This window comes from Amycolatopsis dongchuanensis, assembly GCF_039542405.1.
GTDB lineage: Bacteria > Actinomycetota > Actinomycetes > Mycobacteriales > Pseudonocardiaceae > Amycolatopsis_E > Amycolatopsis_E sacchari.
This window is the reverse complement of the sequence record NZ_BAABIB010000151.1, coordinates 1-22,102: the sequence shown is the minus strand read 5'-3', so window position 1 is coordinate 22,102 and position 22,102 is coordinate 1. Positions and strand designations below refer to the sequence as shown.

Below are 22,102 nucleotides of genomic sequence, written 5' to 3'. Positions count from 1 at the left end.
GGCGAGGCGGCGCCGAGCGGCGGGCGGGCGCAGGAGCGGCGCCGAGCGGCGGGCGGGCGCGGGCGCCGAGCGGCGGCGGGCGGAGCGGAGCGGAGCCCTGCGGGCCCCACCAACCGAAGCGAGTGGGCGCGCGTGGGCAGGCGCGGGACCACCCAACAAAAGCCAACCGCCCCCAGAAACCAACCCCCCACTACCCCCGGCCCGCGCGAGCCGTGGCGCGGTACCGGCCCGGGGTCTGGCCGACGAGCGCCGTGAAGGCCTCGATGAAACTGCTCGGGTTCGCCCACCCCAGGCGCATCGCCGTGTCCGTGACCGACGCGCCTTCGGCGAGGTCGAGCACCGCCCGCTGCACCCGCAGCAGCGTGCGCCACTGGTGGAAGCTCATCGACAGCTCCCCGCTGAACAACCGGCTCAACGTCCGTTCGCTGGACCCCGTCCGCCGCCCCAGCTCCGTGAGCGTCGCCGGGCTGGCCGGGTTCGCGTGCAGCAGGTCGGCCACGGCCTTGAGGCGGGGGTCCGCCGGCTCCGGGAGGCGCAGTGGTTCCCGCTGAGCACGCGCGAGTTCCATCAGCACGACGTCGAGCAACAGCCGGGCGCGCGGCCCCTGATCGGAATCCCCGAGCAGCGCCAGGTAGGCCTCTCGCAGCAACGCGCTCGCCACGAACACCGACGGTTCCGCCGGGAGCTGCCCCGCCCGGTCCGCCGGAACCCGGAGCAGCCTGATGTCGGTCTCACCATGCGCACGGCTGCTGTGGACGTGGAACGGCGGCACCCACGTGATGCGGTTCGCGGGCGTCACCCACGTGCCGACCTCGGTCGTCGTGACCAGGGCTCCCGAAACGGCGTACCGGAGCTGCCCGAAGTCGTGGCAGTGCGGGGCGACGACCTCGCCGTGGGACAGGGGCTCGCACTCGACCACATCGCCGTCCAAGAACACCGGCTCGTGGGCAACTTCGGTCACGAGATCCAGACTAAGCGTGGCGGATTCCCGGCATTTCCTGGCGGGAGGACGGTGGTCCGCCTGACACCCCGAGACCATGGTGGAACCCATGCGAGCCATCACCCAGCACCAGTTCGGGGGACCCGAGGTCCTCACCGTCGTGGACGTGCCCGAGCCCCGTCCCCTGCCGACCGAGGTCCTCGTCCGCATCAAGGCCATCGGGCTGAACCCGCTCGAACCACGCCTGCGCGCCGGCGAGTTCCCGCTGCTCGGGCAGCCACCGTTCACCCTCGGCTGGGACATCAGCGGCGTAGTGGAAGACGCGCACACGTGGCGGTTCAGGCCGGGCGACGAGGTGTTCGGGATGCCACGGTTCCCACGCGCCGCCAACGCATACGCCGAAGCCGTGGCCGCACCGGCGTTGCACCTGGTCCGCAAGCCCGCGTCGCTTTCGCACGTCGAGGCGGCGGCGTTGCCGGTCGTCGGGCTGACGGCGTGGCAGGGACTCGTCGACCTCGGCGGTGTGTCCGAAGGCGATCGCGTCCTGATCCACGGCGGTGGCGGCGGGGTCGGCCACGTCGCGATCCAGCTCGCGAAAGCCCTGGGCGCACACGTGATCACCACCGCGAGCGCGAGCAAACGGGAGTTCGTCGAGGGCTTCGGCCCCGACGAGGTGATCGACTACCGGGCGGTCGACTTCGCCGAGGCGGTCCGCGATGTCGACCTCGTGCTCGACACGATCGGCGGCAGCACCGTCGAGCGGTCGCTCGCGGTACTCCGCCCCGGCGGGCACCTCGTGACGGCGGTCGCCGAGGAGGACACCGCACTCATCGCGAAGTTCGAGGCCGCGGGCATGCGGTTCAGCGGCATCGGGGTCGATCCCGACCCGGTCGCCCTGCGCGGTCTCGTCGACCTGGTCGAGCAGGGCAAGCTCCGCGTCCACGTGCAGGAGACCTTCCCGTTCGAGCGCATCGCCGACGCGCACCGGCTGCTCGAAAGCGGGCACCTCCAGGGCAAGGTCGTCCTCACCGTGTGAGCGCGCCGTCCGCCCGGGCGCGCACCCGGGCGGACGGCGCTGTTTCAGCGGGCCCCGATACCCGGATCGGTGAGGGTGATCCGGCCGGTTTCCACGTGGCCCGCGAGGCGCCGGACGAACCGGCCCGCGGTGACGGACACGTCGTACCAGCCCGCGGTACCGCCGGTCCGCACCACGTGCACGACGCGCGCCCCCGGCCGCAGGCCGTAGCTGTCCGGGCGGCCGTGGCCGTACCCGGGCGCGTCGGCGACGGTGACGGACACCGGGGCGCTGCCGGAGTTCGTCAGCACGAGCGTCAGGTCCCCGGCCGGGCCGGTGGCGCGGGCGCTGACCTCGACCCCGCTCCCCTGCCCCGCGAACCGGCGGTGGAAACCGTTGGGGCCGTGGACACCGAAGTCGTAGGCACCCGACAGCGTCCAATCCGCGGAGAGCTTCTTCCCGGGCTCGACGGTGTACGTCCACGGCCCGTTCTGGTCGCTGGACGACGTGACGTGGAAGCACGCGCCCGCCGAACCGTCGTTGCCGAACTCCAGCGTCAGGCGCTCACCGCGCACCTGCCCGTCGACGTGCAGGTCGTAGGGCAGCGGCAGCGCCGGCTTCTGCCCCCGCTCCTGCTGCGGGAGCGACGGGGTGCCGGGCGGGGTCGGCACGTAGTCGGGGTGCCGGTCGCGGTCCGGGGGCACGTACGCGGCCGTGGACGGCAGGCGCGGCACGGCGCGTTCGGTGCGGGAGAAGTCGAATGCCGAGGTCAGGTCCCCCGCAACGGCCCGCCGCCACGGCGAGATGTTGGGCTCGCGCACCCCGAAGCGCCGCTCCAGGAACCGCACGATGGACGTGTGGTCGAAGACCTCCGAGCACACCCGGCCACCGCGGCTCCACGGCGACACGACGAGCATCGGCACGCGCTGGCCGAGGCCGTAGGGCACGCCGTTGAGGATCTCGTAGCGCGTGTCGACCGTCGAAGCGCCCTTCGCGCCCGAGGGCGCGGGGTACGGCGGCACGATGTGGTCGAAGAAGCCGTCGTTCTCGTCGTAGGTGATGAACAGCGCCGTCTTGCTCCACACCTCGGGCGCGGCGGTGAGCGCGTCGAGGACCTGCGAGATGTACCAGGCGCCGTAGTTGGCGGGCCAGTTCGGGTGCTCGGTGAACGCCTCCGGCGCCACGATCCACGAGACCTGCGGCAGCCGCCCGGCCTTCACGTCGGCCTTCAGGATGTCGAAGAACCCTTCGCCCTTCTTGGCGTCCGTACCGGTGCGAGCCTTGTCGTACAAGGGATCGCCGGGCTTGGCGTTGCGGTACTGGTTGAAGTACAGCAGCGAGTTGTCGCCGTAGTTGCCGCAGTAGGCGTCGGGGATCCAGCCCCACGAGCCCGCGGCGTCCAGCCCGTCGCCGACGTCCTGGTAGATCTTCCACGACACCCCGGCCTTCTCCAGCCGCTCGGGGTAGGTCGTCCAGCTGTAGCCGGCCTCGTCGTTGCCGATGACCGGGCCGCCGCCCTGCCCGTCGTTGCCCGTGTAGCCGGTCCACATGTAGTACCGGTTCGGGTCGGTCGAGCCCATGAACGAGCAGTGGTAGGCGTCGCAGATGGTGAAGGCGTCGGCCAGCGCGTAGTGGAAGGGGATGTCCTCGCGGGTCAGGTAGGCCATGGTGGTGGCCGACTTGGCGGGCACCCACCGGTCGTAGTGCCCGTCGTGCCACGCCGCGTGCGTGTCGTTCCAGCCGTGCGGCAGGTCCTGGATGAACTGCAGGCCCAGTTCCTTCACCTCGGGCCGGAACGGGAGGATCTCCCGCGTCCCGTCCGACTGGTACCACACCGGCTTGCCGTTGGGCAGCGACACCGGGCGCGGGTCGCCGAAGCCGCGGACGCCGCGCAGCGAGCCGAAGTAGTGGTCGAACGACCGGTTCTCCTGCATCAGGACGACGACGTGCTCGACGTCGCGCAGGCTGCCGGTACGGGAGTGGGCGGGGATCGCCGCGGCGCGGGCGATGCTGTCGGTGAGCATCGACGCGGCCGCGGTACCGCCGGCGACCTGGAGGAACCGGCGGCGGTTGAGGTCGGTCATGGGGCACAGTCTGCTGATCCCGGCCCGCGGGAACACCACCGAAAAGGCGAAACTTCGGCGAACATCCGGCGGCGGGCGGCTACCACCGGGGTGTCTATTGTGGAGTGTGGGCGGTATGGCGCTCGGCGCCCGGTTCACCCCTGCCAGTCGACGAGCTGCACGATGACCCCGTTCGGGTCGCGCACCTGGAAGGCCCGCTCGCCCCACTCCTCGACGGTCAGCGGCATCGTGATGGGCACCCCCTCGGCTTCGAGCCGGGCCAGCTCGCCTTCCAGGTCGTCGACCACGAAGGCGAGGATCAGGCCAGACGCGTGGTCGTCGCGCTGGTCGGCGGGCAGGGTGGGCAGCCCGCGCCGCAGGAAGACCACGTTCATCCCGGCGTCCGGCCTGCCCAGCGAGGCGAAACCGTCGGCGGACAGCTGCTCGGTGAACCCGAAGTGCTTCGCCAGGAACGCGCTCGACGCGGCCGGGTCGTCGACGTTCAGGGACACGGCGGAGGAGGTGATGCGCATGGGACCCCTTTCTTCGTACACCGTACAGAGTAAGCATACGCGAAGATTGCCCCATGTCGACCGAACGAAGCGGCGCGGGTGACCCGGCCCGCACCCTGTGTCTGCTGTGGCGGGATCCGGCGGCGGCGCCGAAGCGGGGACCGCGCCAGGGCCTGACGATCGACGCGGTGGTCGACGCCGCGACCGCCCTCGCCGACGCCGAGGGGCTGGAGGCGGTGAGCATGCGCCGTGTCGCGCAGGCGCTGGGCGTCGCGCCCATGACGCTGTACACCTACGTGCCCGGCAAGGCGGAGCTGCTCGACCTGATGCTGGACGCCGCGTACGCCCGCATGCCGCGCGAGGACACGTCGGGCCGCCCTTGGCGCGAGCGGCTGACCGTCGTCGCGGAGGAGAACCTGGCGCTGTACCGGACGCACCCGTGGGCAGCGGGCATCGCGACGAACCGGCCCGTGCTCGGTCCGGGCCAGCTGGCGAAGTACGAGCATGAATTGTCCGCTTTGGACGGTCTGGACCTCGACGACGTGGCGCTCGACGACGCACTGGCGTTCCTGCTGGCGTTCGTGCGGTCGTGCGCCCAGGCGGCGGCCGCGCAGCAGCGGGACGACCAGTCGTGGTGGGACGCGAGCGAACCGTTGCTGGCGCGGGTGTTCGACGAGAAGGCCTACCCGAGGGCCGTCCGCGTCGGGTCCGCGGCGGGGCAGGCGCACGGCAGCGCCTACGACCCGGAGCACGCCTTCCGCTTCGGCCTCGCCCGCGTGCTGGACGGGCTGGCCGCCCTCGTGGCGGGCTGAGCCTGCCCGTGGGCCACCCGTCCGGAGTGAGCGCCGCGCGTTTGACTACCCCGCTCGCGGCAACACCACCCGACTCAGCGAGGTCATGACCACCAACCCCGTCGCGCTGCCCGCGGACACCCCCGTGCGCGAGGCCGCCCAGCGCATGCGCGAGCGCGAGATCGGCAACGTGCTGGTGCTCGACGACGACCGCGTGGCGGGCATCGTCACCGACCGGGACATCGTGACCAGGGCCGTGGCGGACCGCGACGACCTCAGCGGCTGCCGCCTGCGGGACGTGCGCAGCTCCGGCCTGGTCACCGCCGCTCCGGACGACGACATCGACACCGCGATCGAGCGCATGCGCGAGGCCGCCGTGCGCCGCATCGCCGTGGTCGAGGACGGCCGGGCGGTCGGCGTGTTCACCCTCGGCGACGCGGCGCTGGAGAAGGACTCCGACTCCGCGCTGGGCGACATCAGCGCCGCCACGTCCAACTCCTGACCGACGGGTTGCCGGCCCGCCGCACGCGGCGGGCCGGACCTCGTCACGTGTACCAGGTCGGCTCCGGCAGCTGCCCCAGCAGCGCGTACGCGCCCACCTCACGCCGCTTGTACGCCACCGGGTCGTGCAGCGAGTGGGTGCGCAGGTTGCGCCAGAACCGGTCCAGCCCGTACTTCGCCGCGCTGGCACGGGCCCCGGTCAGCTCGAAGATCTTCGTGCCGACCTCCAGCCCGGTGTCGCTCGCCCGCTGCTTCGCCGCCGCGATGAGCACGGCCAGCTCGCCGCGCCGCTGCGGGGTGAGCTGCTCGCGCGGCGCGTGCAGCACCTCCGAGATCTCCGCACCCGCCCTGTCCACGAGCGCCTCCACGGCCCACAGCTTCGCCTGCAGGTCCCCGTAGCCCTCGAGGATGTACCACTCCTCCCCCGCGGACGCCTTGTCGTCCCCGCCGTAGGGCCAGGCCCGCGTGTGGTCGCGGGTGTACGCGAGCGCCGTGTCCAGCGCTCCCTGGGCGATGCCGAGGTAGAAGTTCGTGAACACGAGCTGGATCGTGGGCACGTTCAGCGTGTTGTACGTGAGCGGCTGGAACTTCCGGTCGACGTACCCGGCCGCGCTCGCCCACGGGACCCGCACGTTCTTGATCGTCACGCTGCCCGACTCGGTCAGCCGCTGGCCGATGTTGTCCCAGTCGTCGTGGAAGACGATGCCCTCCTGCCGGGACGGCACGATCGCGAAGATGTGGTCCCCGGTGCCTTCGAGCACACCCTCGAGCACCGTCAGGTCGGACACCTTGCTGCCGGTGGAGAACGACTTGTGCCCGGAGTAGACGAGCTCGTCGCCGTCCTCGGTGATGGTCAGGTCCGAGTCACGCGGGTTGACCGCCCCGCCGAAGAACAGCTTGTCCTTCGTGTACAGCTCCTCGACGGCCGCGATCTGCGCCTCGGTCCCGACGAGCCGCACCGCCCACGCCCACAGGTAGTGGTAGCCCAGCAGCTGCCCGATCGAACCGTCTCCGCGGGCCACCTCCCGGATCACGCGGTACGCGGTTTCCCACGTCTGCCCGCCGCCGCCGTGCTCGGCCGGCCCGAGCAGGGTGACCAGGCCGCTGTCCTTGAGCAGCCGCACCTCCTCGTACGGGGTCTGGTGCGCCCGGTCGCGCTCCACCGCGTCCACGGCGAGCTTCGCGGCGACGTCCCGCGCGATCTCGACCCATTCCTGGCTGCTGGTCATGACAGGCTCCCCACGGGTTCGGGTGTCGCGGCCCCGCGGGCGAGGTCGCGTTCCTTCTCACGGATGATCGGCAGCACGTTCCTGCCGAAGTATTCGACGTCCTCGTGATAGTGCAGGAAACCGAGCAGCAGCAGGTTCGCGCCACGTCGCTTGTACTCGATCGCGCGATCGGCGATCTGCTCGGGCGTGCCGATCAGCCCGGTGCGGAAGCCGTCGTTGTACTGCACGAGATCGGCGAACTCGGAGTCGGCCCACATCCCCTTTCCGTCCGATGTGGACTTACCAGCCTGCTTGACGGCGCCGCGGAACCCTTCGACGGCCTGGGTGTCCGCCTTCTCCACGATCTCACGCAGGACGTCCTTCGCCTCGCGCTCGGTGTCACGGGCGATGACGAAGCCGTTCAGTCCGAAGCGGACGGTGCGGCCGTGCTCGGCGGCGTACCCGCGCACCTCGTCGACCTGCTCGGAGAACCCGTCGAAGTCCTTGCCGTTGCTGAAGTACCAGTCGGACACGCGCCCGGCGAGCTTGCGGGCGGCGGTCGAGTTGCCGCCCTGGAAGATCTCGGGATGCGGACGCCCCGGTCCGGTGAGCGGTTTGGGCTTGATGTCGAAGTCGTGAATGCGGTAGAAGTCGCCGCGGAATTCCGCGTGGTCGTCGGTCCACAGTTCCCGCAGCACGCGGATGAACTCCTCCGAACGGCGGTAGCGCTCGTCGTGCTCCAGCCACGGCTCGCCCAATCCGGTGAATTCGTCCTTGAACCAGCCGCTCACCACGTTGACCGCCGCGCGGCCACCGGAAAGGACGTCGGCGCTGGCCACGAACTTCGCCAGCACACCGGGGTGCCACAGACCGGGGTGCACCGCGGCGATCACCTTGAGCCGCTGCGTCGCGAGCAGCAGCGCGAGGCTGAAGCCGGTGGATTCGTGCTGGTAGGCGGCACCGTAGCTGGCGGTGTAGCGGACCTGCGTGAGCGCGTACTCGAACCCGTTGCGCTCGGCCAGGACGGCGAGTTCCTTGTTGTAGTCGTACCCCCAGTCGGTGCGTTGTTCGATCTTGCTCGTGACGAGTCCGCCGCTGACGTTCGGGACCCAGTAGGCGAATTTGAGGAGTTCCCCGTACGGGTTTTCGTTTTCGGCCACGACAGGGAGTAGAGCAACGACGGCGAATGGGCGCAAAACCGTTCAGCATCTGGACTACTCCACCCGGCATCACCCGGATGAGTCGTCCGGCCGATTCCGGCCCCGTTGCGGCGAGTTGCCCGTACTGTGATTGTGGAGTTCACGGGAAGTGCCAGCCTGGGGGATGTCGTTGTCGGGTCGTCGAGTGTGGTGGCTGCTGGGGTCGGCGGGTGCCGGCAACCTCGCGGACGGCATCGGCAAGGTCGCTTTTCCCTTGCTGGCCACCACGATCACGCGTGACCCCGTGCAGATCGGCGCGCTGTCGGCGACGCAGTTCGTGCCGTGGCTGCTGCTGGGCACGGTCGCGGGCGCGCTCGTGGACCGCGTCGACCGCAGGCGGGCGATGCTGCTCGCCAACGCCGCCAGGGCCGTGCTCGTCCTCGGCACGGCGGTGCTCCTGTGGTCCGGCGCCCTGTCGATCTGGCTGATCTACCTCGTGGCCCTGCTGCTGGGCGCCGCGGAGACGGTGGCCGAGAGCGCGGTGAACGCGGTGATCCCCGCCGTGGCCGAGGGCGGCAGGCTGGAGCAGGCCAACAGCCGGTTCCAGGCCGCCGAGATCCTCGGCCAGACCTTCCTCGGCGGCCCGCTCGGCAGCGCCACGTTCGCCCTGTTCGCCACGCTGCCGTTCCTGCTCTCCTCCGCCGGGTTCGCGATCGCGGCCGCACTGCTGCTCGGCATGGCGGGCAGCTACCGGCCGCGCGCGCCGGCGAACCCCACGCGGCTGCGCACCGATCTCGCCGACGGGCTGCGCTGGCTCGCCCGGAACCCGTTGCTGCTGCGCCTGGTGCTGGTGGCTGGGCTGATCAGCGTCACCAGCGAGCTCGCGCAGGCGCAGCTCGTCCTCTACGCCCTCGAAGACCTGCGGCTGAGCGAGGCGGCGTTCGGGGTGTTCAGCTTCGTGGGCGGGCTCGGCGGGCTGGCCGGCGCCGCCGCCGCGCCGTGGCTCGTCCGGCGCACCGGCCGGACTTCCGTGCTGGTGGGCGGGATCCTGGCCGGCGGGCTCGGTTTCCTCGCCATGGGGCTGATCCGGCACGCGGTCGCCGCGGCGGTGTGCTTCGGGGTGTTCGCGGCCGCGGTCGTGGCGGTCAACGTCGTGCTCGCGACGGCCCGGCACGCGCTCGTCCCCGGCGAGCTGCTCGGCAGGGTGCTCGGCGCGTGGCGCACGGTCGTGTGGGGGGCGGTGCCCGTCGGGGCGCTGCTCGGCGGCGCGCTGACGCGCCTGGCGGGTCACGCGAGCACGACGTTCGTGATCTCCGGGCTGGCGCAGGTCGCCCTCGCCGGGCTCACCGTGCTCCTGGTGCGGGGCTTCACACTGGGCGAAACGGTGGAACCGAGCCGGGCGTGACGGCTCGGCGGGGTGGTACCGGGCCCGGGGAGCAGTACGATTCCGCGCGAGCAGGAAGCCGTTTTCTCCAGGGGGCACCGTGAGCTATCCGAACCAGCCACCGCAGTGGAACCCGTACGGCCAGCAGCCGGGGCAGTACCCGCAGCAGCCCCCCACGGGGCAGTACCCGCAGCAGCCGGGGCCGTACGGGCAGCAGCAGTACGGGTACGGGCAGCCGGGGCCCTACGGCCAGCCGGGCCAGTGGGGGCAGCCGCCCGCGCTCTCGCGGCCCAACATCTGGGCCGGCGCGGTGCTCGTCCTCGGCGGCCTGTTCGGCGTGCTGCAGTTCTTCCTGCCGTGGATCGACTCGAGCTTCTCGAACGTCCACGCCACCGGCATGGACGTCGCCGACCTGGCGAGCGCGGCGAGCGCGTTCGGCGCGGGTTCGAGCGCGACCCTGATCGAGATCGGCGTGTGGGCGGTCCTCATCGGCGGCGCGCTGGAGATCCTGCTCGGGGCGACGATGTTCGTGCCGATGCGCAACCACCGGCCGATCGGCGTCGTGACGCTCGTGCTGTCGGTGTTCATGGTCGTCGGCGCGGTGTTCTGGCTGACCGGGGGCGACCCGAACCCCGACAGCACGTCGGTGGGCTACTACTTCTTCCTCATCGCCGGGGTCGTCTCCCTGATCGGCGGCGTCCTGGGCGTCGTCCGCCGCTGATCCGGTGACCCCGGCCCCTTGACGCTCCTCCACGTGCGCGAATAAGTTACATGGAAAAACAAAATGGAGGAGCGAAGATGCTGCGCCAGCCCACCCCCGAAGACAAGTTCTCGTTCGGTCTGTGGACCGTCGGCTGGACCGGGACCGACCCCTTCGGGGGTCCGAGCCGGCCCGCGCTCGACCCGTGGGAGTACTCCGACAAGCTCGCCGAACTGGGTGCGTGGGGCATCACGTTCCACGACAACGACGTCTTCCCGTTCGACGCGGACACCGCGACGAAGCAGCGCATCAGCGGGCGGCTCAAGGACGCGGCCGACAAGGCCGGCCTCGTGATCGAGATGGTCACCACCAACACCTTCAGCCACCCCGTGTTCAAGGACGGCGGCCTGACCTCGAACGACCGCTCGATCCGGCGGTTCGGGCTGCGCAAGATCCTGCAGGCGGTGGACCTCGCGGCCGACATGGGCGCGAGCACGTTCGTCATGTGGGGCGGCCGCGAGGGTGCCGAGTACGACGGCTCGAAGGACGTCTACGCCGCCTTCGAGCGGTACAAGGAGGGCCTGGACACCGTCGCGGGCTACATCAAGTCCCAGGGCTACGACCTGCGCATCGGCCTGGAGCCGAAGCCGAACGAGCCGCGGGGTGACATCTTCCTGCCCACCGTCGGCCACGCGCTCGCGCTCATCGCGCAGCTGGAGCACGGTGACATCGTCGGCCTCAACCCCGAGACCGGGCACGAGCAGATGGCCAACCTCAACTACACGCACGCGCTCGGGCAGGCGCTGTGGAGCGGCAAGCTGTTCCACATCGACCTCAACGGGCAGCGCGGGCTCAAGTACGACCAGGACCTGGTCTTCGGGCACGGCGACCTGATCTCCGCGTTCTTCACCGTGGACCTGATCGAGAACGGCTTCCCCGGCTACCCCGACGGCCCGCGCTACACCGGTCCCCGGCACTTCGACTACAAGCCCTCGCGCACCGAGTACCTCGACGGCGTCTGGGAGTCGGCGCGCGCCTGCATGTCGACGTACCTGATGCTGGCGGACAAGGCGAAGGCCTTCCGCGCCGACTCGCGGGTGCAGGAGGCGATGGCGTACGCGGGCGTGTACGACCTGGCGACGCCGACGCTGGACCCGGGCGAGAGCGTCGAGTCGTTCCTGGCCACCGACGACGGGTTCGACCCGGAGAAGGCCGCGCAGCGGGACTTCGGTTTCGTCCGGCTGCAGAACCTGGCCCTCGAGCACCTCATCGGCTGAGCCGGTGACGAGCGCGCGGCAGTCGACCCTGCGGGCCACCAACCTGGCGCTGGTGGCCCGCACGGTGTGCGCGGCGGCGCTCCCGCCGTCGCGCGCGGACGTCGCCGCCGCCACGTCGATGACCAGGGCGACCGCGTCGCGGCTGGTCGACGAACTGGTCGCGGGCGGGGTGCTCGCCGAGACCGAGCCCGCCGCGGCGGGCCGGGGACGGCCGGCCACCCCGCTCGTGCCGGGCTCGCGGTTCGCCGCGCTCGGGCTGCAGGTCAACGCCGGCTACCTCGCGGTGCGGGTGATCGACCTGCGGGGCGAGGTCGTCGGCGAGGCGCAGGAGCAGGACGACTTCGTGGGCAGCGACCCGGAAGCCACGCTCGGCAGGCTCGCGCGGCTGTGCCGGAGGGTGCTCGGCGACCTGCCGCGCCCGGTCACGCTGACGGGCGCGGGGCTGGCGCTGCCCGGTCTGGTCGCGGCGGAAACGGGCACGCTGCTGCGCGCGCCGAACCTCGGCTGGTCCGACGTGCGCCCGGAGCCGCTGCTGCGGGACGCGGTGCCGGACGGGCTGGACCTGCTGGTGGACAACGAAGCCGCGCTCGCGGCGCGCACCGTCGCGGAGACGGCGCCCGGCAGGCCCGGCGCGGTGTCGGATTTCGTCTACCTGTCAGGCGAAATCGGCATCGGCGGGGCGGCGGTGCTGGGCGGCAGCGTGATGAGCGGCCGGCACGGCTGGGCCGGCGAGATCGGGCACGTGACCGCCGATCCGAACGGGCCGCGCTGCCGCTGCGGGTCGACGGGCTGCCTGGAGACCTACGCGGGCAGGACGGCGCTGCTGGCCGCGGCGGGGCTGTCGAGCCCGGCGGAGCTGGCGGCCCGTGCGACCGAGGGGGACGCACGGGCACTCGCCGCGATCGCGACGGCGGCGCGGGCGCTCGGGGTGGCGCTGGCGGGGGTGGTCAACGTGCTCGACATCCCGACCGTCGTGCTCGGCGGGCACCTGGCCCACCTCGCCGACCTGCTCCGGGACGACCTGGAGGAGCAGCTGCGCACGCGGGTGCTGTCGGCCCGCTGGACCCCGCCGAAGATCGAGGCGGCACAACCGATCCCGGCCCCGGGCGCGACGGGCGCCGCCTTCCGCGCCCTGTCCACCCTCCTCGCCGACCCGGCGCGGTGGCTGGGCTAGACCGGTGTTCCCGCCCTCGGGACATCGATGGGGGCGCCGGAGGACGTCAGGATCCCGGCGATGGCACCGAGCCCGCTGCCGGCGAGGCCGGAGAGCAGGTCCGGGATGGGCTGGCTCAGCAGCGCCAGCACGAGCACACCGACCAGCAGGATCCCGGTGAGGATCCCGAGCAGGACCAGTGCGAGGGAGCGCCGCCGTTCGGCGGGGCTGATCCGGTGGGAGAACAGGTCGTCACCGAGCAGATCCAGCTCCGTGACGAGGACGTGCGGGTCAACCTGACGGCGCCGTACCTCCATCAGGAGCTGGTTCAACTCGACCTGCCGCATCACCGCAAGGGGCGAGTTCTCGGTCATACTCCACGATAAGGACGGCGGACACCGCCGGGTGCGCTGAGTCACCCAACCGTTACGCATTGGTACGAATCCTGGCCCCCCTACCGACCGGAGGACACGATTTCCACCGCCGTCGTGGTGCTGACCCCCGCTGCCGAACCCCTGCTCGACGCCGTCCGCCGCGTCGCGCCGGAGCTGGTCAGGGCCCTGCCCGCGCACGTCTCGCTGCTCTATCCCGGACCGCCCGCCACCGCGGAAGCGGCCGAGCGCATCGCGGCGCTCGACCTGCCCGGCGAAATCGAGCTGACCGGCCTGCTCGTCGCGGACGGGTTCGTCGGCGCGACCACGCCGGACCTCGACCCGGTGCTGGCCCGGCTGCGCGCGGAGTTCCCCACGACGACGCCCTACGACGGCCGCTACGGCGACACGCCTCCCGCACACGTCACGCTCGCGCTCGGCGCGGGCGCGAACCGCGTCGGCGAGGTCGTCCGCGAGCTGCTGCCGTGCCGGACCCCGGTCCTCGGGCCCTACTTCGTCGAACGCACCTCCGGCGGCTGGCGGCCGGTCACTTCGCCACGACCCTGATGGTGTCCAGCGAGGAGTCGGCCGCGTCCGGCACCGACATCCCGGCCGCGAGACCCGAGCGCAGGTACGACAGCACGTCGCGCGTGATGACCTCGCCCGGCACCACCGCGGGCGCGCCCGGCGGGTACGGCGTGAGCATCTCCGCCGCGACCCGGCCGACCGCCTGCTCCGCCGGAACCTGTTCGGCAGGGCCGAAAAACGCGTCCCGCGGCAGCATCGCCGTCTCCAGCCGCAGCTCCTCCGGGGTCGGCAGGTCCACCGGCTTCGGCTCGGGCAGCTTCGCTCCGCCCAGCGCCTCGAACGCGGACACCAGCGCTTCCGCCGTCTCCTCCCGGTCCGCGTAGGTGAACTGCGCGACGACCCGCCGGTGGTCCGACAGCCCGACCGTCACGCACTGGTGCTCCCGCAGCCAGTCGGCCGCCTGGTAGCCGCTGATCCCGAGCCCCGAGACGTCCACGACCACCTTCAGCGGGTCGTAGGAACTCGTCAGCTCCGCGAACTCCTCCGCCAGCACCCGCAGCCCCGGCATCCCGTCGAGCCGCGCCCGCACCGAGTGCACCAGTTCCAGCGCAGCGCTCAGCAGCTCCTTGCCGTGCTGCACCATCTGCCGCCGCCAGCCGTCCAGCGTCGCGTACACGAGCGACGTCGCGCTCGTCGTGCCGAGCAGGTCCTCCCGCGCCTTGAGCACGGCCGGGTCCACCCGGTCGCCCTGCAGGTGGAACACCGAACTCTGCTCCACCGCCGAGCCCATCTTGTGCACGCTCGTGACACAGAGGTCGGCGCCCGCGTTCATCGCCCACGGGGGCAGGTCGTCGTGGAAGGGCAGGTGCGCGCCCCACGCCTCGTCGACGATCAGCGTCCGGTCCCGCTCGTGGCACAGCTCCGCGATCGCCGCGATGTCGCCGCACGTGCCGTAGTCGGTGGGCGTGACCAGCAGCATGCCCTTCGCCTCGGGCGCGCGGTCGAACGCGTCCCGCACCTCGTCCACGCCCGGCGGGTGCGACAGGTGCTGCTCGGCGTCCCAGCGCGGGTCCACCCACACCGGCTCGACGCCGCTGACGATCAGCCCGGAGATCACCGACTTGTGCGCGTGCCGGGCCACCAGCAGCTTCTCGTGCGGGCCCGCGACGGCCAGCATGGCGCTCTTCACCGACAGCGAACTGCCGCAGGTGGAGAAGAACGTGTGCTCGGCGCCGACGGCGTCGGCCATCAGCTCCTGCGCCCGGGACAGCACGCCCTGCCTCGACAGCCGGTCGTCGAGCCCGTTCACCGAGATCACGTCGGCCGTGAACACGCTTTCCCCGACCGCCTCCAGCACGTCCTTGTCCACGCCGCGGCCCTGTTTGTGCCCCGGTGGGTTGAACGGCACGTAGCCGCGCTCGTGGAACTCCCGCAACGCCTCCAGCACCGGTGCCCGACTGTGGTCCATGCTCCGGAAATGCCCGCGCGGGCGGGGGATCAAACCGCCGCGGCCCGGGTAGCCGGACATCATGGCTGATCGCTGGTACCCCATTGTGGACAGTGCCGTGGACGGGCTCGCGGACCGCCTGTGGGACGTGGCGCTGTCACTGCACCGCGACCCCGAGCTGGCATTCGAGGAACACCGCGCCGCCGCGCGGCTGTGCGAGGAGCTGACCGAAGGCGGCTTCTCGGTGGAGCGCGGGGTCGCGGGGATGCCGACCGCCTTCACGGGCCGTGCGGGCGAAGGCGGTCCACGGGTCGCGTTGCTGATGGAGTACGACGCGCTGCCCGGGCTCGGGCACGCGTGCGGGCACAACCTGATCGCCGCCGCGTCGCTCGGCGCGGCGCTGGCGCTCCGGCAGGCGGAGCTGCCCGGCACGGTGCTCGCCGTGGGCACCCCGGCCGAGGAGAACGGCGGCGGGAAGGTCCTCGAACTCGCGGCGGGTGTGTTCGACGGGACGGACGCGGCGCTCATGATGCACCCCGGGACGCACAGCTGGTCCTGGGCGCCGCTGACCGCGCAGACCGAGCTGACCGTCACCTTCCACGGCCGCGCCGCGCACCCCACCGGCAACCCCACGGAGGGCGTCGACGCGCTCGCGGCGTTGATCGAGCTGTTCAACGTGCTGGCGGTGCTGCAACGCCGCCTTCCGGCGGGCTCGCACGTGCAGGGCATCATCACGCGCGGCGGTGAGGCGACGAACATCGTGCCCGACCTCGCCGAGGGCCGGTTCGGGTTGCGCGGCCTGACGACGGCCGCGTTGAACCGCCTGGCCGGGCAGCTGCGGGAGGCCGCGGAGGGCGTGGCGCAGGCGACTGGCACCACCGTCACCGTCGAGCGGCCGCGGGAGGGTTACGCGCACTTCCGCAACAACGCCGTGTTGTCGGAGGCGTTCGCCCGGCACCTCGGTGAGCTGGGCATCCCGATGTCCGCGCCGGAACCCGGGGTGTTCCTCGGCTCCTCCGACATCGGCAACGTCAGCACGACCGTGCCCGCGATCCACCCGTTCGTCGCGATCACCGGGCCGGAGCAGTCCGACCACACGCCGGAGTTCGCCGCCGCGGCCGCGAGCGAGCGGGCCAGGACCGTGGTGCTGGCGTCGGCGAAAGCGCTTGCGAGGACCGCGGTGGACGTGCTCACCGGCGCGAAGGACGCGGCGTGGGCGGAGTTCTCGCGGCAAGCGGCGGCCGAACGGTGACCAAGGTCCCCCGTGCGTGCCGCACGGGCCGGGAAGAATGGCTTCGTGCGGACGATCTCTGACTCCCAGCTCGCGGCGGCCCTCTCGCGGCTGCCCGGCGTGCCCCGGGTCGTGGCGGCGGGCAACTTCGCGACGCCGGCACGGGCACTGGCGCTCCTTGACGGGGCGCTCGCCGAGTACCGGCTGTTCATGCTCAACGCGCAGCACGGGGTGCCGGACCGGCCGGGGGTGACGCTGGAGACGCCGTTCGTCGGTCCGGGGATGCGGGGCAAGCCGGGGCTGCGGTACTTCCCGTCGCGGCTGTCGCTGGTGCCGCCGCTGCTGAAGCAGACGCTGCCGCCCGACGTGGTGCTGCTGCACACCTCGGTGCCGCGGGACGGCACGGTTTCGCTGGGCATGGAGGTGAACATCCTGCCCGCGGCGGTGGAGGCGGCCAGGGCACGCGGCGGTCTGGTGGTGGCGCAGGTCAACCGGCAGATGCCTTACACCAACGGTGACGCGGTGCTGACGCTGGACGAGATCGACTACGCCATCGAGGTGGACGAGCCGCTGCCGAACCCCGTGCCGCGCCCGCCTAACGAGGTCTCGCAGACGATCGGCGCCCGGGTCGCGGAGCTGGTGCCGGAGGGCGCGACGCTGCAACTGGGCATCGGCGCGGTCCCGGACGCGACGCTCGCCGCGCTCACGGCCCGCCGCGGGCTGAAGATCTGGTCCGAGATGTTCAGCGACGGTGTGCTGGGGCTGGACAAGGCGGGCGCGCTCGACGAGGAGGTGCCGCTGACGGCGTCGTTCGTGTTCGGCAGCGCGGAGTTGTACGACTGGGTGGACCGCAACCCGAGGGTGCGGATGCTGCGCACGGAGAAGACGAACGATCCGGGCCTGATCGCGCGGCAGCCGGCGCTGGTGTCGGTGAACAGCGCGCTGCAGGTGGACCTGTACGCGCAGGCGAACGCCGGGCGCGTGCACGGGGTGATCTACTCGGGGTTCGGCGGGCAGACGGACTTCGTCGTGGGGGCGCTGCACTCCCCCGGCGGCAGGGCGGTCATCGCGTTGCCTTCGTGGCACCCGAAGGCGGACGTCTCGACGGTCGTGCCGCGGCTGGCCGGCCCGGTCACGTCGTTCCAGCACAGTTTCATCGTGAGCGAACAAGGCACGGCGACGATCTGGGGCCGCGACGCGGCGAGCCAGGCGCAGGAGATCGTGGACAACGTCGCACACCCGGACGCCCGCGAGGAGTTGCGCGAGGGTGGGCGGGCGCTGGGCTTCCCGCTGCGGTGAGGGGCGGGTCGCGGCTGGGGTGAGCCGAGGGCTTCGGAACGGCTGCGCCGCCCGCCGCGGTTGGAGCACGCCACTGACCTCCAACGCGCCCACGAACAACCCTCGCCGGAGAAGCTGCGCCTGGCGATCCGCCCGGCTGCCCTCAGAACGGCTCCACCGCCGTCGCCGCGAGCGCAGGTAACGGGCCGCTCCGCCCTCAAAACGGCTCCAGCGCCTCCCCCGCCACGGCGGCCACCGCTTCCGCCGTCGCAGCCAGGGCGGGCGAGTGGAGCTTCCACTGCTGCCAGTACAGCGGCACGTCGACGGCGCGCCGGGAGTCCAGCAGCACGAGCCCGCCGTCGCGCAGGTGCGGTTCCGCCTGCGCGCTCGGTACGAGGCCCCAGCCCATCCCGGCCAGCACCGCGTCGAGAAAACCCTCCGACGACGGGACGTGGTGCCGCAGCCTGCCGGCGTCCCGGCCGCGGGTGAGCCGCCGGGCGAAGCGGTCCTGCAGGTCGTCACGCCGGTCGAAGACCACCACCGGCACCCGCCCGATCGCCTGGCGCAGCGGGCCGTCCAGCCACCGCGCCACGAACTCCGGGCTCGCCGCGGGGACGTAGCGCATGCGCCCGAGCGCGGTCACCGAACAACCCTGCACCGGGTCGGGCGACGAGGTCACCGCCGCCATCACGACGCCCTCCCGCAACAACGTCGTCGTGTGGTCCTGGTCCTCGCGGCGCAGCTCGAAGCACACACGCAGCTCGGCGGGCACCCGCGTGAGCGCGGGCAGGAACCACGTCGCGAGCGAATCGGCGTTCACGGCGATCGGGAGCGTCGCCGGCTCCCCCTCGTGCGCCAGGCCCAGCTCGCGCCGGGCGTCGTGCTCCAGCTGCGCGAGCTGACGCGCCAGCCGCACCACGACCTCGCCGGATTCGGTCAGCCGCACCGGTTTCGTGCGCATGAGCAGCACGCGCCCGGTGCTCTGCTCCAGCGCCTTGATCCGCTGGCTGACCGCCGAGGGCGTCACGTGCAGCGCCGCTGCCGCGGCGTCGAAGGTGCCTTCGTCGACGACGGCCAGCAGCGTGCGGACCTGGTCCAGTGGCATCACGAGCGCTAATGATACGTAAGAATCCTTAGCTGGACTCTTGACAGCACGCTTCCTAACGTCGTGGTGTGTCCCCGCTCCTGCTGGCCGTGGCCGCCGGTTTCGGCACCGGCCTCTCGCTCATCGTCGCCATCGGCGCGCAGAACGCTTTCGTGCTGCGCCAAGGGATCCGCCGCGAAGCCGTGCCGCTCGTCGTCGGGATCTGCGCCGCCTCCGACGCCGTGCTCATCGCGCTCGGGGTGGCCGGCATCGGCTCGGTCGTGCGAGCACAGCCCGCCGCGCTCACCGTCGTCGGCGTGCTCGGCGGCGGGTTCCTGATCTGCTACGGGGTGCTGGCCGCGCGCCGGTTGTTCCGGCCCGCCGCGCTCACCGTCTCGGGCGCGACCGCGGGTTCCTCCCGGCGGGCGGCGCTGACGTGCCTCACGATGACCTGGCTCAACCCGCACGTCTACCTCGACACGGTGCTGCTGCTCGGTTCGATCGCCGCCACGCACGGCGCGCTGCGCTGGGAGTTCGCGCTCGGCGCGGTGCTGGCGAGCGTCTGCTGGTTCACCGCGCTCGGCTTCGGCGCCCGCCTGCTCACCGGCTTCTTCGCGCGCCCCTCGTCGTGGCGCGTGCTGGACGGGCTGGTCGCCGCGACGATGGTCACGGTCGGCGTGACACTGCTGATCCCCTAGCGTGCTCACCGTGGACATCGAGATCGTGGCGCTGCTCGTCTCGCCGGTGCACGCCTTCGAGGGCCGCCCGGCGGACGGACCGCGCCGCGACCCGGCCGCGGCGGGCACCGGCCGCGTGAGCGTGCGGGCCGGGCTCGGCCTCGTCGGCGACCGCTACTTCGACCACCCCGCCCACCGGAACGCGGCGGTGACGGTGTTCGACGCGGACGTGCTCGACCGCCTGGCCGCCGAACTCGGCCTGCCCGCCGTCCCCGACCCGCTGCTGACCCGCCGCAACATCATCCTGCGCGGCTACCCGGTGGACGAACTGCCCAGAGGACGCGAGTTCAGCCTCGATTCCGGCGACGGGCCGGTCCGCTTCCAGGCGCACCGGCCCGCGCACCCCTGCGCGTGGATGGACACCGTGCTCGCGCCCGGCGCGTTCAAGGCGCTGCGCGGCCACGGCGGCGTGCGGTGCGTGCCGCTGGACGACGGCACGCTGAGCGTGGGCCCGGCGAAGCTCGTCGTCGGCGGCTGAGGCTCAGCGCAACGCGGGCAGTCCCGCCGCGATCGCGGCGACCGCCCGCCGGACGGTCGGCCCGAAGGGGATGCACGCGGCGGCCACCTCCGGGTCCGTCGCGTACAGCTCCGCCAGCACGGGCGGCGGGTTCGCCGCCGGGTACAGCATCGACGCGAACCCGGCCGTGGCGCCGACCAGCTCGACCGTCTCGCGTTCCGTCAGATCGGGCCGGGCCCGCGCGACCGCCCGCGCGATGTTCCCGGTGGCGGCGAGCACGCCCAGCTTGAAGGCGCGCGCCGCCTCCCTGGTGATGTTGTGCTCCAGGGTCAGGGAGCTGTGGGCGACGAGATCGCAGAACAGCGGCCGCACGACGATCGTGTCCACGAGCGCGTCCACCACGTCGGCCCCGGCTTCGAGCTGTTCACACGCCGCCCGTTCCCAGTCCTGCCACTCCCGCACGCTGAGTTCGAGGAAGATCTCCTCGCGCGTCGCGAAGTACCGGGCCAGGTTGGACTTCGCCAGCCCCACCGCTTCGGCGACCGCGCCGAGGCTCACCTTGCCCACGCCCGACTGGAGCGCGAGCTCTCGCGCCGCGGCGAGGATCGCCTCGCGGCGCTGCTCCTTGTGCTCCGGGCGCCTGGCCCGCAGAAACGCTCCCTTGGACATGTCCGGATCATTCTATGCCCCCAGTTTAAAGAACGGCGTCCTCTTGTTAAGAGTACAGCGTTCTGCTAGCTTCGGCGGTCACAGGCGCTGACCGGGAGGCAGTCATGACCGCGATATCCCTGCGGGTCAACGGATCCGCCAGATCACTCGAACTCGAACCGGAGGTGAGCCTGCTCGACGCGCTCCGCGAGCACCTCGGGCTCACCGGCACGAAGAAGGGCTGCGACCAGGGGGCGTGCGGCGCGTGCACGGTGCTGGCCGACGGCGAGCGCATCAACTCGTGCCTCGCCCTCGCGGTGCAGTACGACGGGCGCGAGATCACCACCGTCGAGGGGCTCGACCACCCGCTGCAGGAGGCGTTCGTGCGGGCGGACGGGTTCCAGTGCGGCTACTGCACGCCGGGCCAGCTCTGCTCGGCGGTGGGCATGCTGGCCGAGCACAAGGAGGGCATGCCCAGCGCGGTCACCGAGGACGTCGAGGAGTCCGCCGAGCTGACCGACGAGGAGATCCGCGAGCGGATGAGCGGCAACCTGTGCCGTTGCGGGGCCTACAACGGCATCGTCGCGGCCATCAAGGAGGTGGCCGAATGAGGTACGTCAGCGCTCCGGACGTCGCCACGGCCCTGCGCGCCATCACCGAAGACGACGACGCGAAGTTCCTCGGCGGCGGCACGAACCTCGTGGACCTGATGCGTGAGCGTATCGAGTCGCCGGGCACGCTCGTGGACATCACGCGGCTGCCGCTCACCGGCATCGAGGAACTGCCGGACGGCGGGGTGCGCATCGGCGCACTGGTGCGCAACAGCAAGCTGGCCGCCGACCCGCTCATCCGCGCGCGGTACCCCGTGCTGGCGCAGGCGGTGCTGAACGGCGCTTCGGCGCAGCTGCGGAACATGGCCACGGTGGGCGGGAACCTGTTGCAGCGCACGCGTTGCCTGTACTTCTACGACGACGCGGCGGCGTGCAACAAGCGCTCCCCCGGCAGCGGATGTGACGCGCTGGAAGGGTTTTCGCGCGGCACGGCCGTGCTCGGCGTGAGCGAGCACTGCATCGCGACGCACCCGTCCGACCTGGCCGTCGCGCTGGCGATGCTCGACGCGACCGTCGAGGTCGAGAGCACCCGGGGTGTCCGGCGCATCCCGTTCGCGGAGTTCCACCGCGAGCCCGGCGACAGGCCCCACGTCGAGACGACGCTGGCCCCGGACGAGCTGGTCACCGCCGTCGAGCTGCCCGCCGTGGCGGTCGCGGCGAACTCCCGCTACCGCAAGGTGCGCGACCGCGCGTCGTACGCCTTCGCGCTGGTGTCGGTCGCCGCCGCGCTGGCCGTCGAGGACGGCGTGGTCGCCGACGTGCGCCTGGCACTGGGCGGCGTGGCCACAAAACCTTGGCGGGCAAGGGAAGCCGAGCGCGTGCTGCTGGGCGCGCCCGCGACGGAGGAGTCCTTCGCCCGCGCGGCGGAGGCCGAGCTCGCCGCCGCGGTCACCCGGCCGCAGAACGAGTTCAAGGTGACACTGGCCCGGCGCACGATCGTCTCGGCCCTGCGCGGGCTGCAGGAGAGGAGCGCTGCCTAATGTTTATGTCAAGCAGCGGTAGCCGTGGTGTGTCGGTAGTCGGCCTG

Annotated in this window: 23 protein-coding genes; 14 read left to right on the top strand and 9 right to left on the bottom strand. The window is 72.1% G+C overall.

Going from position 1 to position 22,102, the window contains the following annotated elements:
* Positions 1-190: 190 nt before the first annotated feature.
* A complete protein-coding gene (locus ABFX51_RS35410; protein WP_245783239.1) occupies positions 191-961 on the bottom strand; it encodes a helix-turn-helix transcriptional regulator in 771 nt (256 codons plus the stop codon).
* Positions 962-1,049: 88 nt separating this feature from the next.
* On the opposite strand from ABFX51_RS35410, the gene ABFX51_RS35405 reads away from it, so the two are divergent.
* Entirely contained in the window at positions 1,050-1,976 is a 927-nt protein-coding gene (locus tag ABFX51_RS35405; RefSeq protein WP_091512362.1) for an NADP-dependent oxidoreductase, read from the top strand.
* A gap of 44 nt (positions 1,977-2,020) precedes the next feature.
* Here ABFX51_RS35405 and ABFX51_RS35400 read toward each other — a convergent pair whose 3' ends face one another.
* Positions 2,021-4,039, bottom strand: a complete 2,019-nt coding sequence (locus tag ABFX51_RS35400) for a phosphocholine-specific phospholipase C (RefSeq protein WP_346056363.1) — start codon at positions 4,037-4,039, stop codon at positions 2,021-2,023.
* A 134-nt stretch (positions 4,040-4,173) separates the two neighbouring features.
* Positions 4,174-4,551: a VOC family protein gene (locus ABFX51_RS35395; protein WP_346056362.1), complete on the bottom strand. Its 378-nt coding sequence runs from the start codon at positions 4,549-4,551 to the stop codon at positions 4,174-4,176.
* 53 nt (positions 4,552-4,604) lie between these two features.
* On the opposite strand from ABFX51_RS35395, the gene ABFX51_RS35390 reads away from it, so the two are divergent.
* On the top strand, positions 4,605-5,342 hold the full coding sequence (locus tag ABFX51_RS35390) for a TetR/AcrR family transcriptional regulator (protein WP_346056361.1): 738 nt from the start codon (positions 4,605-4,607) through the stop codon (positions 5,340-5,342).
* 85 nt (positions 5,343-5,427) lie between these two features.
* Positions 5,428-5,823 (top strand): CBS domain-containing protein, encoded by a 396-nt coding sequence (locus ABFX51_RS35385; protein WP_346056360.1) that lies wholly within the window; start codon positions 5,428-5,430, stop codon positions 5,821-5,823.
* Between the two features lie 43 nt (positions 5,824-5,866).
* Here the strand turns inward: ABFX51_RS35385 and ABFX51_RS35380 are convergent, their stop codons facing one another.
* Positions 5,867-7,051 (bottom strand): acyl-CoA dehydrogenase family protein, encoded by a 1,185-nt coding sequence (locus tag ABFX51_RS35380; RefSeq protein ID WP_346056359.1) that lies wholly within the window; start codon positions 7,049-7,051, stop codon positions 5,867-5,869.
* On the bottom strand, positions 7,048-8,190 hold the full coding sequence (sfnG, locus tag ABFX51_RS35375) for a dimethylsulfone monooxygenase SfnG (protein WP_346056358.1): 1,143 nt from the start codon (positions 8,188-8,190) through the stop codon (positions 7,048-7,050). The genes ABFX51_RS35380 and sfnG overlap by 4 nt, the downstream gene beginning before the upstream one ends.
* Positions 8,191-8,353: 163 nt before the next feature.
* On the opposite strand from sfnG, the gene ABFX51_RS35370 reads away from it, so the two are divergent.
* From ABFX51_RS35370 to ABFX51_RS35355, 4 genes are all read left to right on the top strand, one after another.
* Positions 8,354-9,574, top strand: coding sequence for an MFS transporter (locus ABFX51_RS35370; RefSeq protein ID WP_346056365.1), 1,221 nt, complete (start codon positions 8,354-8,356; stop codon positions 9,572-9,574).
* A 79-nt stretch (positions 9,575-9,653) separates the two neighbouring features.
* Positions 9,654-10,274, top strand: coding sequence for a hypothetical protein (locus tag ABFX51_RS35365; protein WP_346056357.1), 621 nt, complete (start codon positions 9,654-9,656; stop codon positions 10,272-10,274).
* 77 nt (positions 10,275-10,351) lie between these two features.
* On the top strand, positions 10,352-11,530 hold the full coding sequence (gene xylA / locus ABFX51_RS35360) for a xylose isomerase (protein WP_091512237.1): 1,179 nt from the start codon (positions 10,352-10,354) through the stop codon (positions 11,528-11,530).
* Between the two features lie 4 nt (positions 11,531-11,534).
* Positions 11,535-12,704 carry an ROK family protein gene (locus ABFX51_RS35355; RefSeq protein ID WP_346056356.1) on the top strand — a complete coding sequence of 390 codons (1,170 nt, stop codon included), beginning with the start codon at positions 11,535-11,537 and terminating at the stop codon, positions 12,702-12,704.
* Here ABFX51_RS35355 and ABFX51_RS35350 read toward each other — a convergent pair.
* On the bottom strand, positions 12,701-13,057 hold the full coding sequence (locus tag ABFX51_RS35350) for a hypothetical protein (RefSeq protein ID WP_143249937.1): 357 nt from the start codon (positions 13,055-13,057) through the stop codon (positions 12,701-12,703). The two genes, ABFX51_RS35355 and ABFX51_RS35350, sit on opposite strands and share 4 nt — an antisense overlap.
* Positions 13,058-13,174: 117 nt before the next feature.
* Here ABFX51_RS35350 and ABFX51_RS35345 point away from each other — a divergent pair, with 117 nt between their 5' ends.
* Positions 13,175-13,621, top strand: coding sequence for a 2'-5' RNA ligase family protein (locus ABFX51_RS35345; RefSeq protein WP_346056355.1), 447 nt, complete (start codon positions 13,175-13,177; stop codon positions 13,619-13,621).
* Here ABFX51_RS35345 and ABFX51_RS35340 read toward each other — a convergent pair.
* Positions 13,602-15,050, bottom strand: coding sequence for an aminotransferase class I/II-fold pyridoxal phosphate-dependent enzyme (locus ABFX51_RS35340; RefSeq protein WP_346056354.1), 1,449 nt, complete (start codon positions 15,048-15,050; stop codon positions 13,602-13,604). The two genes, ABFX51_RS35345 and ABFX51_RS35340, sit on opposite strands and share 20 nt — an antisense overlap.
* A 61-nt stretch (positions 15,051-15,111) precedes the next feature.
* Here ABFX51_RS35340 and ABFX51_RS35335 point away from each other — a divergent pair, with 61 nt between their 5' ends.
* Together ABFX51_RS35335 and ABFX51_RS35330 are read left to right on the top strand one after the other, a co-directional pair.
* Positions 15,112-16,281, top strand: coding sequence for an amidohydrolase (locus ABFX51_RS35335; protein WP_346056353.1), 1,170 nt, complete (start codon positions 15,112-15,114; stop codon positions 16,279-16,281).
* A 45-nt stretch (positions 16,282-16,326) separates the two neighbouring features.
* Complete coding sequence (locus tag ABFX51_RS35330; protein ID WP_346056351.1) at positions 16,327-17,559, top strand: acetyl-CoA hydrolase/transferase family protein; 1,233 nt, start codon at positions 16,327-16,329, stop codon at positions 17,557-17,559.
* Between the two features lie 196 nt (positions 17,560-17,755).
* Here the strand turns inward: ABFX51_RS35330 and ABFX51_RS35325 are convergent, their stop codons facing one another.
* A complete protein-coding gene (locus tag ABFX51_RS35325; protein ID WP_346056364.1) occupies positions 17,756-18,643 on the bottom strand; it encodes a LysR family transcriptional regulator ArgP in 888 nt (295 codons plus the stop codon).
* Between the two features lie 68 nt (positions 18,644-18,711).
* On the opposite strand from ABFX51_RS35325, the gene ABFX51_RS35320 reads away from it, so the two are divergent.
* Together ABFX51_RS35320 and ABFX51_RS35315 are read left to right on the top strand one after the other, a co-directional pair.
* Entirely contained in the window at positions 18,712-19,320 is a 609-nt protein-coding gene (locus tag ABFX51_RS35320) for a LysE/ArgO family amino acid transporter (protein WP_346056350.1), read from the top strand.
* 10 nt (positions 19,321-19,330) lie between these two features.
* Entirely contained in the window at positions 19,331-19,837 is a 507-nt protein-coding gene (locus ABFX51_RS35315) for an MOSC domain-containing protein (protein WP_346056349.1), read from the top strand.
* A gap of 3 nt (positions 19,838-19,840) precedes the next feature.
* Here the strand turns inward: ABFX51_RS35315 and ABFX51_RS35310 are convergent, their stop codons facing one another.
* Positions 19,841-20,485, bottom strand: a complete 645-nt coding sequence (locus ABFX51_RS35310; protein WP_091512208.1) for a TetR/AcrR family transcriptional regulator — start codon at positions 20,483-20,485, stop codon at positions 19,841-19,843.
* 104 nt (positions 20,486-20,589) lie between these two features.
* Here ABFX51_RS35310 and ABFX51_RS35305 point away from each other — a divergent pair, with 104 nt between their 5' ends.
* On the top strand, positions 20,590-21,075 hold the full coding sequence (locus ABFX51_RS35305; protein WP_346056348.1) for a 2Fe-2S iron-sulfur cluster-binding protein: 486 nt from the start codon (positions 20,590-20,592) through the stop codon (positions 21,073-21,075).
* Positions 21,072-22,055: an FAD binding domain-containing protein gene (locus tag ABFX51_RS35300; RefSeq protein WP_346056347.1), complete on the top strand. Its 984-nt coding sequence runs from the start codon at positions 21,072-21,074 to the stop codon at positions 22,053-22,055. The genes ABFX51_RS35305 and ABFX51_RS35300 overlap by 4 nt, the downstream gene beginning before the upstream one ends.
* Positions 22,056-22,102 lie beyond the last annotated feature (47 nt).